This is a genomic window from Pedobacter sp. BMA, from assembly GCF_001027745.1.
Classification (GTDB): domain Bacteria; phylum Bacteroidota; class Bacteroidia; order Sphingobacteriales; family Sphingobacteriaceae; genus Pedobacter.
The window spans coordinates 328,114-342,424 of record NZ_LECU01000002.1; the positions used below are offsets into that span (position 1 = coordinate 328,114).

A 14,311-nucleotide genomic window follows, 5' to 3' on the forward strand; every position below is an offset into this window, starting at 1 on the left:
TGCAAACTAAATCGATCTAAGAAATAATAATGAAATTTTGATATCAAGTACCCATATCATTTTAAATCAAAACGTCGTCTTCTGATAGGGCGCTTTAGTTAGCAATAGTATAGTCTTGTCTCAGAAAACAAATGTATGTCATGGCTTTGCTAAAATGAGAAAATATGGTTATAGACTTCGTTAACGATATGGTAATTGCCATATGGGGAAAGACAGAAGAATTATAGGAAGTCCACTCCAACTTGGCTTCCAGAAATTAAAGACAGCCGTTTTTAGCTATTGTTAAGGAAGTGTTTGTTCAATCTCAATTTTCTTTTTGCTGTAACTTAGAGCATCAAATACGGCAAAAAATATAAGATTTTTTAACTTATAAGGCTATATGAGCTATGCCTAGGTTACCTGCTTCTTGAATACTGCAAGGACCCACGCAATGAAATCAAAATATATTAAAAAGGTGAATTTGCACCCTCTTAGACTTAAACATCAGTAATAATGGTAGGTAATAGAGTAAATTGTATACAAAAATGATCTTTCGCAAGCGCTACTTTTACTTTTTACAATCCGTAGAATCGAAAAGCCCCATGAAAAAATTAGTGTTAGCATTTATAGTCTTATCCGGTTTAGGATTTTACGCTCAAACCAATGAGAAAAATGAATTATTGGCCCTTTATGCAAGTGCTATTCGCGATTAAATTATATCAATTACATATTGTCTAATGAAGTGCGAGCAATTCGAAGCCTAACTTTCAAATACAAATAAAACTATCATTATATAATCAGTGTTAAAATGAGGGAGGCATTTTGTTTAAAACAGCAAAATTGTAGCGACCTAATTTCAATTAAATTTATTTAGTCTCCGTACTCAGCGACTGCGCTTATGAAAGATATAAACAATAATGAAGAATCTTATAATTTGACAGAAGATGAAAACAACATCTTAGATCAAATTGGACTGAACGATGGGGCTTCACGAAGAAAATTTCTGAAACAACTATCTGCAGCAAGTTTGAGTGTATTGGCTTCTGCGTATTTTACTACAGATTTATTTGCCACTACTATAAAGGATCTTCCGGATGAAGTCAAGGCTCTTCTTAATGAAGTGAAGGTAAACCTGCGAGTAAATAATATGGTAAAACCATTAACGTTAGATTCCCGTACCACCTTACTTGATGCTCTTCGAGAAAAATTAGCGCTAACTGGTTCCAAAAAAGGATGTGATCACGGACAATGTGGTGCATGTACAGTCATTGTTGATGGCAAGCGAAGGCTTTCCTGTCTCACACTGGCAGCATCCTGCGAGGGTAAAGAAATCACAACTATTGAAGGACTTGCAGAAAACGGCCAGCTCCACCCTATGCAGCAGGCTTTTATTAAACATGATGGTTTTCAATGTGGTTACTGTACCCCTGGCCAAATCTGCTCATCTGTGGCGCTCTTAGAGGAAGCAAAAAATGGAGAAGCCAGCTATGTAACCGAGGATTTTAAGGACATTAAAAATAATTTAGCGCTTTCTGAAGAGGAAATCCGGGAAAGGATGTCTGGAAATATCTGTCGATGTGGAGCATATAATAACATTGTTCAGGCATTTAAAGAAGTTCATTCCGGTGATGATGTAATGCCTACGTGGGAGTTTGCCACGGCCGAACAAATGGCAAAAGCAAAAATTTAAGAGCCTGTTTAAAAAATTACTATGAGACCATTTACTTATACGGGTGCCAAGACTACAGCTGAAGCACTAAAAGCAGCAAATGCCAATTCAAATTCCCATTATTTAGGGGGTGGAACCAACTTATTGGATTTGATGAAAGAAGATGTCGAGAGACCAAATGAACTTATTGAAGTTGCGAATCTAGAACACAAACAAGTAATTCGAAATGAAAAGGGAGGCTTGACGCTTGGTGGAATGCTTAATAATTCAGAGACTGCCAATCATCGTGATGTTCGTACCTGGTATCCTTTGCTATCTATGGCAATGCTCTCTGCAGCAACAGCACAGATAAGAAATATGGCAACAAATGGCGGTAATCTGTTGCAGCGCACACGTTGCCCATACTTTTTTGAAGTATCTATGCCTTGTAATAAGCGCGAGCCCGGTAGCGGATGTGGCGCATTAACGGGTATGAACGCCCTGCATGCCATCTTTGGATGGAATGATAAGTGCATTGCTGTTCATCCTTCGGATATGGCTGTAGCGCTGGCGGCTATTGGTGCAACTATTGAAGCGAGACAAACTGATGGATCTTCCAGAATGATAGAGATAGCTGAATTCCACCGTTTGCCTGGTGATACTCCTGAAAAGGATACTAACCTAGAGGCCGGAGAATTGATTACAGCCATTCACCTTCCAAGACCCGACTTCTCTACGCATTATTACTATTTGAAGATTAGGGAACGTGCGAGCTACGCCTTCGCCATTATTTCTGTTGCAGCTGGTTTACAAGTTACGGATGGCAAAATTATTAAAGCAGGGCTGGCAATGGGCGGAGTCGCACACAAACCATGGAAGCTAACAAGCGCTGAGAATTATTTATCGGGTAAAACACCAAACCAAGCAAATTTTGAAGCGGCAGCTAGACTTGCTATGAAAGAGGCCAAGCCGTTAGAGGATAATAAGTATAAAGTAAAAATGGGTGAAAAGGCAATTATTAGGGCATTGACTCAAGCATATCAAAGAAAAGCGTAATCCAAACAAGAAAAACATTAGTATGAAGACAATAAATGCATCAGGTGTAGGAGAAGCGATTGACAGAGTCGATGGACGCCTAAAAGTAATGGGCATGGCTAAATATGCTTCGGAATTCCCCGTTGAAAATTTAGTATATGCTCAAGGTGTTAATAGTACAATTGCAAAAGGAAGAATAAAGTCAATAGACACTTCCGAAGCGAAGAAACAGAAGGGAGTGCTTGAGGTGATTACGCATTTAAACGCGCAGAAATTAAAAGCTTACGATAAAGTTAGACCGTCTTATACATTGACAACTATTGCACCGATACTGCAAAGTGCGGAAGTTAATTATTACGGTCAATTTGTTGCATGTGTGGTTGCGGAGACTTTTGAACAGGCACAATATGCCTGCAGATTGGTAAAGGTGACTTACGAAGAAGACAAGCCTGATATACATTTAAACAAAAACAAAGGTAAAGCCTATAAACCAGACGAAGCTGCCGACTATTTACGAGGAGATATAGACGCGGGTATGCGTGATGCAGAGGTTAAACTTGAAGAAACCTATACTACGCCTATCGAACATCAGCATCCGATGGAATTGCATGCAGCAATAATTTCTTGGAATGATGGAAAGGTTAAAATGTATGCAAATCAGCAAATATTACATGAAGCAACAATTGCAGTTGCAGATACTTTTATGATTCCAAAAGACAATGTGGAAATCATTGCACCTTATATAGGTGGTGGTTTTGGTTCCAAATTACGCATCAATAAACACATCATCTTAGGGACAATGGCATCCAAAATGTTGGGACGACCGGTCAAAATTACGGTTACCCGTCAACAGATGTTCACTAACACCGGAATGAGACAATTTGATGAACAGGTAATGAAGATTGGCGCTAAAAAAGATGGAACATTAACAGCTTTGGCACACTACACTACCTCGCATTGTGCTATTGACGTTCAATACTATGAGACTTGTGGTAATGTTTCAAAGATGCTTTACAATACCCCCAACAATGAAATAACCCATAGATTAATTCCTCTAAACCTTCAATGTCCGGATTCCATGAGAGCACCAGGAGAGGCAACCGGGAGTTTTGCCCTGGAATGTGCGATGGACGAAATGGCCTGGAAGTTGAAAATGGATCCAATTGATTTCAGAATAAAAAACGATACCCAGACAGATTTAGGAGCAGGCAAACCCTTTTCGTCACGATTATTAAAAGAATGCTTACGTATTGGAGCAGATAAATTTGGTTGGAAAAACAGAGCTAAGCAACCCGGAACAAAACAAGAAGACAACTGGCTAATTGGTTACGGAGTAAGTGCAGCATCTCGAAACGCACCATATAAAAAAACCTCTTCGAAAGTTATTATAGAGCTTAATGACGGAAAGGTCCATGCGACCATTCAAATGGATGCTACGGATCTAGGAACAGGTAGCTATACGATAATTGCACAAACAACTTCAGACTATTTAAATATTCCAGTAGCACAAGTGACTGTCGAATTGGGAGATTCTAAGTTTCCGCTTACCCCAGGTTCGGGAGGATCATGGGGAGCTGCTTCATACTGCAATGCTGCACGCGTTGCCTGTCAGAACGCTATTACCGGATTAAAAAATAAAAAAAATATCAGCCTGGATCAGGATATATCAGTATCAGACCTTCTTAAGCAAAACAACCTAAATAAGTTTGAGGCTGAAGGTACTGCAGAGCCCTCTGAAGAATTTAAGAAACATTCTGTTTTTTCTTTCGGCGCAAATTTCGCTGAAGTTTGGGTGGATAAAGACACTGGTATGTATCGAATCAAGCGTATGGTAAATGTAGGCTCAGCTGGAAAGATTGTAAATCCTAAAACGGCTTACGGTCAAATTATTGGTGGATTGACTATGGGTGCAGGTATGGTTTTAGCCGAACAGTCAAAGATCGAACCTAACTTTGGTAATTTTATTACGCGTTCATTGGCTGACTATCACGTTCCTGTAAACTTGGATATGGCCAATATTGAGGTTATATTCTTGCCTGAGGAAGATAAAATTGCAAATGACATGGGAATTAAAGGCATTGGAGAACTGGGAATAACTAGTGTTGCCGCCTCGATAGCGAATGCAATTTTTAATGCAACTGGAAAACGCATGCGGGACCTGCCAATAACACCAGAGAAATTGATTGAGGCAAAAGTAGAAAAAGGTGTGGCTTAAGCTTATTATTTAAGCTAATTTTGTAATGATTTATTTTTAGAACTTATCTGGATTTCAGCGGAGGCCTTACAATCACACAACCTTGAAGACAAAGTCCCAACTGATGCAACAACCAGTACAGAAAAATAAATTACATGGATCCTTTTAATTAGCAAAAGCTTTAGAGTTTTCATAGTTATATCATTTAATTTAGTAAAGGTATTTATTAAATAACATTTGACCATTATATGTATTACTGTAAAAGCTACCAATTTTACTGATGTTCGTTATTTCGAAATAAATCAATAGTGTTAAATGGAATACCTATCAAAACTTTCACTTAAATGGCTAATTATATAACATTATGCTCCTGCATCAATTTAGCCAGCAGATTTTGTGATCGCCAGTTTTCACCAAATTTGCTAGACAAATAGTTTTTCATGTAGTGATAAAAAGGAAGCATCGCGGCTTTATGTAAGGTTTCTAATTCTTCATAATGTCACCGGTTCAGCAAATTGTCGCACGAGCAAATGACTATAGTATTCCTCTAGGAGTTCGGGTAATTGGACCTTACCTTCTTTAAAGTGTGGGACGCTTTGAATCAGTGAATCAATATTTACTAGCACCAGGCTTAACCCGATCTATACAACTTTGATTGAACCCATTTCTTGAGATCTTTTCTCAACAGACAAGACACGATTAAACTTATTAAATTGCTTAAAAACCATACTGCCTGAACAATTCATCATTAATATTGATATGTCATACAGTATTGCATGACATCCACTTTTTCAACATTATTACTTTTTTATTTCGATAATAGCACTCCGGGACTATGAGCTGGATGATAGCTACTTCTGCAGTAGCTGCTTTTTAATGGTTGCATCGCTTTTTGAAACGTCGATTGCTCAAAATCATTAATAAAATTGCCCTTTTATGCGTTTCTTCCTGATCCAATTCCGAAATCAAGGTTTTTTCGCATCAGTAAAATTGGTATGTAATGCAGTGATAGGTATAACAATCCATTGTAAATTATACAAGATTTTTGTGGTAGAAAAATAAGAGGCCTATTGGCCATTATATGACACTTACTACAATGATGATTCGAATCAAAAATTCTAAACTTAGGTATGAAGTGCGAGGGAAACTTTGCTTTACTGGTAGACAAATTTCACCTTCCCAAATAAAGTTACCGCTAAGAGAAACCGGTTGGGTTATAATAAGTATTATTTGCTGGTCACTATTTTTTACTGATGGTACGCAGGCACAGACACTATCAATGAAAAGTGCTATTCAAACCGGTACTGCCAACTATGGAATGGTAAAGGCTAAAGCTAAATATGCTGAAGCAGCCCAAATAACCATCGCTCAGATAAGACGTGAGTTCTTTCCTAACCTCAATCTATCAGCCCAGCAAGATTATGGAACAGTAAATGGCCAGAACGGTCCCCTCTACGGTTTGGGTGGACTTGGGGTAGCGTCGTCGGGCCTTCCTTTAGCACAGCAAAACTGGAATAGCGCATTTGGCGCCTTATACCTTGTTAATACAAATTGGGATGTCTTTACTTTTGGACGCAATAGGCAACGAATTAATGTTGCCCAGGCTGATGCCAAGCGCCTGGAGGAAGATTATCAGCAAGAGTTGTTCCAACACAAAGTGCGCATCGCGGGTGCCTATCTGAATCTTTTGGCTAGTCAGCGATTACTGCGTTCACAGGAAAAGAACCTCCAACGTACAATGATTTTTCTTAAAAGTGCTGCAGCCAGAGTTAAAAGCGGACTGCTGCCAGGGGTGGATTCTACAGTTGCAGCAGCAGAGGTATCTAGAGCTAAAATAACACTAAACCAGACAAAAGAGCAGGTAAAAATTCAGAATAACGAACTTACGCAGTTGATGGGCGGGCCACCATCTGAGATCATCACTGACACTACTCTTGTAACGCGAATACCTGCCTCACTAGCAACGCTTAATAGCACCAGCGAAAGTATTAACCATCCAACAAGGCAGTTTTTCCAAAGCCGCATTTCCTTGAGCGAACAACAGGAAAGGTTTTTCAAAAAAGAATTTATGCCTACCATTAACCTTTTTGGCGTCTTGCAGAGCCGGGGGTCAGGCTTTAGTGCTGATTATGCTTCAAATCAGTCTGCCTATACAAGAAACTATTTGGATGGCATCAGACCAATGCGTCAAAATTACCTTTTAGGCGCGGGACTGGTTTGGAATCTAACGTCAATTTTGAGGTCATCAAAGAAAGCAGAATCGCAACGTCTGATTACACAAGGTCTTAAAGATGAGTATCAAATGGTCAATAACGAACTTCGCAATCGCGATGATGCAGCAACAGCCAGACTTGATTTCGCATTGCAAAATTATAATCAGGCGCCGTTACAAGTCAGAGCTGCCCAACAAGCTTACCGGCAAAGACAAACTTTATATAATAATGGCCTCTCTATTTTAACTGACCTGACAACAGCATTATTCACCCTGAATAGGGCGGAAACTGATCGGGATATCGCTTTTACCAATGTCTGGCAAGCGCTACTGATGAAAGCTGCTTCCACCGGTGATTTTGACTTATTCAATAATGAACTTTAACTATATATACAAATGAACTTAATTCGCTTTGCGTTACGAAAACCGATATCCATACTGGTATTGGTCGCTGGCCTTTTCTTCTTTGGTGTCCGTTCTATCCAAGTCATCAAAGTAGATATTTTACCACAGATGAATTTGCCGGTAATCTATGTTGCCCATCCATTTGGAGGCTACACACCGGATCAGATGGAAGCTTTCTTCGCCAAAAATTATGTAGCAGCCCTTCTGTTTGCCAATGGGGTAAAATCCATTGAGACAAAGAATATTCAGGGATTGACTTTGATGAAGGTTACCTATTATGAGACAACTAATATGGCTCAGGCAGCCGCAGAACTTTCTGCCCTGACTTCAAGAGCACAGACAAATTTTCCCCCCGGATCACAACCTCCATTTGTAATCCGTTTTGATGCCTCATCGCTTCCAGTCGGGCAACTTGTGCTAAGTAGTAAAACACGTACCAATAATGAACTGCAGGATCTGGCAAACGTATATGTGCGTTCGTCTTTTACCTCAATCCCAGGTCTGCTTGCTCCTCCGCCATTTGGAGGTAGCCCAAGAACGATTGAAATTAATGTTGACCCTGGAAAACTTCGTGCACAGAACCTAACGACTGACCAGATCGTTGAAGCGCTCCGACTAAATAATCAGACAGCACCTTCGGGAAATGTCCGTGTTGGAGACATTAACTATATCACTCCTACAAACAACACCATCAAAAATCTAAAGGATTTTGAAAAAATACCGTTATTCAGAAATGGTGTGGCCAATGTTACTCTTGGAGATGTTGCCAGGGTTAAAGACGGTGCAGACATAGCCCAAGGGTTTGCTTTGGTAAACGGAAAGCGCTCAGTATACTTAAGTATCGCCAAAGCCGCGGACGCTTCTACATGGGAAGTGGTAAAAAACTTGAAAGCAAGCCTTCCCCGTATCCGAAACACATTGCCCGAGGACGTGGAAGTATCCTATGAATTTGATCAGTCAGTATATGTTATCAATTCCGTTAAAAGCCTGATTACTGAAGGTGTAATTGGTGCTATACTCACCGGACTCATGGTAGTGCTTTTTCTAGGAGACAGAAGGGCAGCACTTATTGTAATTCTGACCATTCCCATTTCAATTATATCGGGTGTACTGTTCCTGAAATTATTTGGCTTTACCATTAACCTGATGACCTTAAGCGGACTTGCGCTGGCTATTGGAATCCTGGTTGATGAAAGTACAGTTACCATAGAAAATATACACCAACACCTGGATATGGGCAAATCCAAGGCGAGAGCCATTATTGATGGCTGTGCCGAGATTGCCTTACCTAAATTATTGATCCTGATCTGTATTTTGGCAATCTTTGCCCCGGCATTTACCATGTCAGGAATACCTGGTGCGCTTTTTTTACCCCTTGCGCTAGCCATTGGATTTTCGATGATTACCTCCTTTTTGTTGTCACAAACCTTTGTACCTGTAATGGCAAATTGGCTAATGAAAGTTCATCCCGGAAAAACACATACCAAAACAAAAAGTGGGCCTTCAGAAAGTGAAGATCTTCATGAGGACAAAAAAATAAGTCGTTTCGAGAAGTTCAAAACCTCGTTTCTAAAAATGACCGATAGACTACTGAAGGTAAGGAAAACAACTTCTATTGCTTATTTGATTGTAGTTTGCGTGCTGGCAGTAGTGATGATGAACGTAATTGGAAGAGATGTATTTCCAAAAGTCAATTCCAGCCAGTTTCAACTTCGGTTGAGGGCTCCCGAAGGCACAAGAATGGAGCGTACTGAAGAGATGTCACTGAAAATACTTGAAGAGATTGATAGTGTTGCAGGAAAAGAACATGTAGGAATATCTTCTACCTATGTAGGGATGCATCCTTCACAGTTTTCGGTTTCTCCGATTTATCTTTTTATGGCTGGCTCACACGAAGCAGTATTCCAGGTAGCCTTAAAAGACATGCATACAGACATGGATGCGTTCAAAGATGAATTAAGGAAGCGGATTCTAAAAAGGCTACCAAAAGTTAAACTCTCCTTCGAACCTATCGAATTGACCGATAAAATCCTTAGTCAGGGATCACCAACTCCAATTGAAATAAGATTTGCCGGAAAGGATAAAAAGAACAATGCAGAATATGCGAAAAAAGTCGTGGAGGCTTTGAGCAAAATACGCTACTTCCGGGACATCCAGATTGCCCAGTCAATCACCTATCCTGCGCTCAATATCGATATTGACAGAACAAGAGCATCACAGTTAGGAGTAGACATGAGCCAAATTTCGCGTTCACTAATTGCTTCTACCTCTTCTTCCAGGTATACAGAGAAAAACATATGGGTAGATGAGAAAGCTGGCCTGTCTTATAGCGTACAGGTACAGATTCCATTAAATAAAATGTCCGGACAGCAGAATATTGGTGAGATTCCGGTACTTAATAACTCCTCCAGGCCTGTCTTATCAGATGTGGCTTCGATAACAGAGGGAACGACCAATGGAGAGAATGACAACCTTGGTACCATGCCTTATCTTTCTGTAACAGCTAACATTGACCATACAGATCTTGGAACTGCAACAAAAGATGTTAAAAAAATAATCGCAGGTTTAGGAGAATTACCAAGGGGCTTATTTGTAGAGCCAATAGGTTTAAGTACCGTACTTACAGAAACCTTATCTAGCCTTCAGTCAGGTCTGCTTGTTGCGATCATAGTTATCTTTCTACTGCTTGCTGCAAACTTTCAGTCTTTCAAGGTCTCTTTTGTTGTACTCACTGCAGCTCCTGCGGTTGTACTAGGTTCACTGTTAATGCTACTCGCTACAGGCTCGACACTGAACCTGCAAAGTTATATGGGAATTATCTTAGCAGTAGGGGTTTCTATCGCCAATGCAGTTCTTCTGATCACCAATGCAGAACAGCTAAGGCTGAAAAGTGGAAATGCGTTATCGGCAGCACGTGAAGCTGCATCTTTAAGGCTGCGCCCAATCATAATGACCAGTTTAGCAATGATCGCGGGAATGCTTCCAATGGCCATCGGACATGGGGAAAGTGGCGAACAGACCGCTCCACTTGGAAGAGCGGTAATTGGAGGTCTTACATTCTCCACTTTTGTGGTACTAATAGTATTGCCGCTAATATTTGCCTGGCTGCAGGAAAAAACTACGATTAACTCAGTTTCTCTAGACCCGGATGATTCAGAAAGCAAATTTTACGATAGAACAGCTTAATAAATTATATATGAAATCTTATAAAGGCTTATCAGCCATATTTTTAATCCTATTACTTGCGGCTTGTAGCAGTGAAAACAAGGATAAAAGCGCCACTACAGCGCCCATAGTTGAAAAAATGCCAACATTTGTACTAAAAAAACAGGCAGTGAACTCTTCGATCACTTTGCCTGCCGAGCTTACTGGTTTTCGTCAGGTGGATCTATATGCCAAGGTAAACAGTTATATTAAATCACTAAAAGTGGATATTGGATCGGATGTTCGTGAAGGGCAACTGCTTGTGGAACTGGAAGCACCGGAAATCAGCGCTCAACTCGCAGCCGCTGAATCCAGGCTCAGTGCTCAACAGGCAATCTACACGGCAAGCAATAGTACTTATCAGCGTATTCTTGAAACCAGCAAAGTAGAGGGGACTATTTCAAAAAACGATTTGGAAACGGCCTTATCGAGGAAAAATACAGATCATGCGCAACTACAGGCAAACCGGGCTGCATATCGCGAAGTGCAGGTGATGAAAAATTACCTTCAAATAAGAGCGCCTTTCTCAGGTAAAGTGACCTCAAGAAATTTAAATGTTGGCGCATATGTCGCACAAGGTGGACAGGTTCCTTTACTCACAGTGCAGGACAACAAAAAACTCAGGTTGGCCGTATCTATTCCCGATGCCTATACCAGTTATTTAAAAACTGGTGATGAACTAGCTTTCCGGATAACCTCGCTTAAAGGTGAAAAATTCACTGCAAAAATAAGCCGCATGTCAGGTGCTCTGGATTCACGCCTTCGTTCACAGCGTATTGAACTGGATGTTGCAAATAATACTAAAGCTTTACTTCCTGGAATGATTGCCGAGGTGCTGCTGCCTTTAAAAAGTAACAAGGATATATTTATGGTACCAAGCGCCGCAGTAATTACCAATAGCGAAGGTACTTTTATAATTAGGTCTAAAAATGGGAAAGCAGAACGAATAAAGGTGGATCTTGGCCTTGAAAGCAATGATAAAGTAGAGGTTTTCAATGATCTTCTGGCAGATGATGATATACTGGTAGCCAAAGCAAATGACGAGCTAAGGGACGGATCCCCTATTCGCTGATAATACAATATATCGATACTGCTTTTGAATACACTTATCTCTGGAACTCGTTCCTATTCCAGAGATAAGTAAAGTATGATCAGTTCTGGATCGATAAATACGGCAAAAAGAAAGAATAAATTATATTTCACTATCTGAACTGCTTTCTTTAGCAAGTTTTATTGGACTTCCATTTTGTGATAAGTCAGACGCAAATGCAATTATAGCCGCAAACAGAAATAAGCTTCCCAATACAAAGAAAGTTCTTATAGTGCCGCTGGCTCTCATGTCATTTAACTGTTTAACAGTTGTTATTACTCTGTATTATAAGTTGTTATGAAATATACAAAATATCTATACTTGGAAGACTGGTACTCGCTCTATCATCAATTGTTACAATTCTTATCTTGATCTATTAATTATCCTCCAATTGTAATCATGCTCCGGTTATGAATATCCTGGACATTAATCTGATCAAATTGTTTATTAAGCTGTCCACCTAGTTCTTTTTTCTTACTCCAGATCGAGGCCTGGATCAATGGAAGAATTGGTTGCTTATTTCTTAAAGCGGTTAGCAGATCAGTTTCCTGCTCACTGAACAGACAGTTCTTAAGTTTGCCATCAGCTGTCAATCGCATTCGGTTACAGGTACTGCAAAAAGGGGCGGTCATAGTACTAATGATTGCGAATGAACCTTTATGTGAAGGAATTGTAAAATGCTTGGCCGTATCATTGGGATTTCCCTTAGCAGGAAAAACAGCAAAATCCTGCTGAATCACTGATAAAATTTCTTCAAGTGAAAACATCTTATTACTGGTCCATTTGTTTCCGGTAAAAGGCATAAACTCAATAAATCTAATCTCAATTGCCAGACCTTTTGTCCAGCTAATAAAGTCCTTAATTTCATTGTCATTGAGTCCCTTCATCACTACCATGTTTATTTTCACAGAAATGTGATTTTGCAATAGCAAGTTAATATTTTCGCGTACCTGCTCAAATGCATCGCGTCTGGTGATGAGTAAAAATTTTTCCCGCTGTAAAGTATCCAAACTCACATTAACAGTTTTTATACCTGCTGAAATCAGTACGGGGAGCATTTCGGCTATTCTTGTGCCATTGGTGGTAATAACCAGTTCTACGGGGAGTTTGCCTAATTCAGAAATAATTAGCGGGGCATCTTTGCGTACCAATGGCTCACCGCCTGTCAACCTGATCTTTTTCACACCCTGTGCTACAAAGATTTCGGCCACCGCTAAAATTTCATCTGGCTGCATTAGCCTGGATGCAGGAGTAAAATCGTAATCCTCTTCAGGCATACAATAGAAACAGCGGAAATTACAGTTATCAGTGAGTGATATCCGCAGGTAGTCATGTACACGTCCAAAAGAGTCTTCGATCATAATATTAATTTAAAGAGAGGCCATATCTATAACAAACCGGTATTTTACATCTCCCTTTTCAAGTCGTTCAAATGCTTTATTAATATCCTGAATGTGGATCAGTTCGCTTTCAGCAGTAATGTTATGCTCGTAACAGAATTCAAGCATCTCCTGAGTTTCTGCAATACCTCCAATATTAGAACCTGCAAAACTGCGTCTACCCATTACGACATTGAAAGCACCAATTTCAAGAGGCTCTGGCGGCAATCCAACAAGGACAACACTTCCGTCATGACGTAAAAGGTTAAGATAAGCATTTACATCATGCTTAGCAGATACAGTATCTAAAATAAAATGAAGTTTTTTGGTATATTTTGCCATTTGGTCAGGATCAGAAGATAAAACTGCTTCATCCGCACCAAGCCTTTTAGCATCTTCAACTTTATCAGGAGAAGTAGTAAAAACAGTAACATGCGCACCCATAGCTTTGGCAATTTTTATGGCCAAGTGTCCTAAGCCACCAATCCCTAAAATGCCTACCTTCTTACCTGGGCCTGCTTGCCAGTGTTTAAGGGGTGAGTATACCGTAATACCAGCACATAATAATGGCGCAGCAGCTGCCAAATCCTTAAAGTCTGGCATATGCAAAACATACTCTTCTTTGCAAACATAAGTTTTAGAAAAGCCACCAAATGTAGCTCCACCCAAATCCTTGTCTTCGCTATTAAAAGAGAAGGTTGCCCCTTCATCGCAGAACTGCTCTATTCCGTCTTCGCAATATTCGCAGTGACCACAGCTGTCAACAATACAACCTACTGCAGCCAGATCTCCTACCTGAAAGTTTTTGACATGCGCTCCAATAGCGGTAACCCTACCGACCATTTCATGTCCGGGAACAATTGGAAAGATAGTGCCTCCAAAATCATTATGGATCTGGTGAAGATCAGAGTGGCAAATGCCGCAATATAATATTTCAAATTCCACGTCATGAGCCTGAACTGCCCTGCGTTTAATGTTCATCTGTTTTAACGGCTCAGATGCTGCCGATGTCCCGTATGCTCTTACTTCTTGTGTTTTCATATCAATTAGTTATTTATTATGGTTTGTTATTTAAAAGTTTCTAAATCGATCACATACTTTATTTCACCTACAAAGTTGCAGACTGAGTTCACCATATCTCTTATACATATCACTGCATTACATA

8 protein-coding genes are annotated in these 14,311 nt (G+C 40.0%); 6 read left to right on the top strand and 2 right to left on the bottom strand.

Features of this window, described 5'->3' with window-relative positions; all coding sequences use genetic code 11:
• The first annotated feature begins 877 nt into the window (after positions 1-877).
• The 6 genes from AB669_RS03830 (at position 878) to AB669_RS03855 (ending at position 11,749) form a co-directional block, all read left to right on the top strand.
• Positions 878-1,669 carry a 2Fe-2S iron-sulfur cluster-binding protein gene (locus AB669_RS03830; RefSeq protein ID WP_047797965.1) on the top strand — a complete coding sequence of 264 codons (792 nt, stop codon included), beginning with the start codon at positions 878-880 and terminating at the stop codon, positions 1,667-1,669.
• A 21-nt stretch (positions 1,670-1,690) separates the two neighbouring features.
• Positions 1,691-2,683, top strand: a complete 993-nt coding sequence (locus tag AB669_RS03835; protein WP_047797966.1) for a xanthine dehydrogenase family protein subunit M — start codon at positions 1,691-1,693, stop codon at positions 2,681-2,683.
• Positions 2,684-2,705: 22 nt separating this feature from the next.
• Complete coding sequence (locus AB669_RS03840; RefSeq protein WP_047797967.1) at positions 2,706-4,877, top strand: xanthine dehydrogenase family protein molybdopterin-binding subunit; 2,172 nt, start codon at positions 2,706-2,708, stop codon at positions 4,875-4,877.
• A gap of 1,258 nt (positions 4,878-6,135) precedes the next feature.
• Entirely contained in the window at positions 6,136-7,452 is a 1,317-nt protein-coding gene (locus tag AB669_RS03845; protein WP_197082330.1) for a TolC family protein, read from the top strand.
• A gap of 12 nt (positions 7,453-7,464) precedes the next feature.
• A complete protein-coding gene (locus AB669_RS03850; RefSeq protein WP_047797968.1) occupies positions 7,465-10,659 on the top strand; it encodes an efflux RND transporter permease subunit in 3,195 nt (1,064 codons plus the stop codon).
• A 10-nt stretch (positions 10,660-10,669) separates the two neighbouring features.
• The gene (locus tag AB669_RS03855) at positions 10,670-11,749 is read left to right on the top strand and encodes an efflux RND transporter periplasmic adaptor subunit (RefSeq protein WP_047798080.1); all 1,080 of its coding nucleotides are present in this window, start codon (positions 10,670-10,672) and stop codon (positions 11,747-11,749) included.
• Between the two features lie 398 nt (positions 11,750-12,147).
• Here AB669_RS03855 and moaA read toward each other — a convergent pair whose 3' ends face one another.
• Positions 12,148-13,128, bottom strand: coding sequence for a GTP 3',8-cyclase MoaA (moaA, locus tag AB669_RS03860; RefSeq protein ID WP_047797969.1), 981 nt, complete (start codon positions 13,126-13,128; stop codon positions 12,148-12,150).
• A gap of 9 nt (positions 13,129-13,137) precedes the next feature.
• On the bottom strand, positions 13,138-14,187 hold the full coding sequence (locus tag AB669_RS03865) for an NAD(P)-dependent alcohol dehydrogenase (protein WP_047797970.1): 1,050 nt from the start codon (positions 14,185-14,187) through the stop codon (positions 13,138-13,140).
• Positions 14,188-14,311: the final 124 nt, after the last annotated feature.

Coding starts and splice junctions, on each gene's coding strand:
- moaA (WP_047797969.1), bottom strand. CDS start 13,128: ATGATCGAAGACTCTTTTGGACGTGTACATGACTACCTGCGGATATCA.
- AB669_RS03830 (WP_047797965.1), top strand. CDS start 878: ATGAAAGATATAAACAATAATGAAGAATCTTATAATTTGACAGAAGAT.
- AB669_RS03865 (WP_047797970.1), bottom strand. CDS start 14,187: ATGAAAACACAAGAAGTAAGAGCATACGGGACATCGGCAGCATCTGAG.
- AB669_RS03845 (WP_197082330.1), top strand. CDS start 6,136: ATGAAAAGTGCTATTCAAACCGGTACTGCCAACTATGGAATGGTAAAG.
- AB669_RS03840 (WP_047797967.1), top strand. CDS start 2,706: ATGAAGACAATAAATGCATCAGGTGTAGGAGAAGCGATTGACAGAGTC.
- AB669_RS03855 (WP_047798080.1), top strand. CDS start 10,670: ATGAAATCTTATAAAGGCTTATCAGCCATATTTTTAATCCTATTACTT.
- AB669_RS03850 (WP_047797968.1), top strand. CDS start 7,465: ATGAACTTAATTCGCTTTGCGTTACGAAAACCGATATCCATACTGGTA.
- AB669_RS03835 (WP_047797966.1), top strand. CDS start 1,691: ATGAGACCATTTACTTATACGGGTGCCAAGACTACAGCTGAAGCACTA.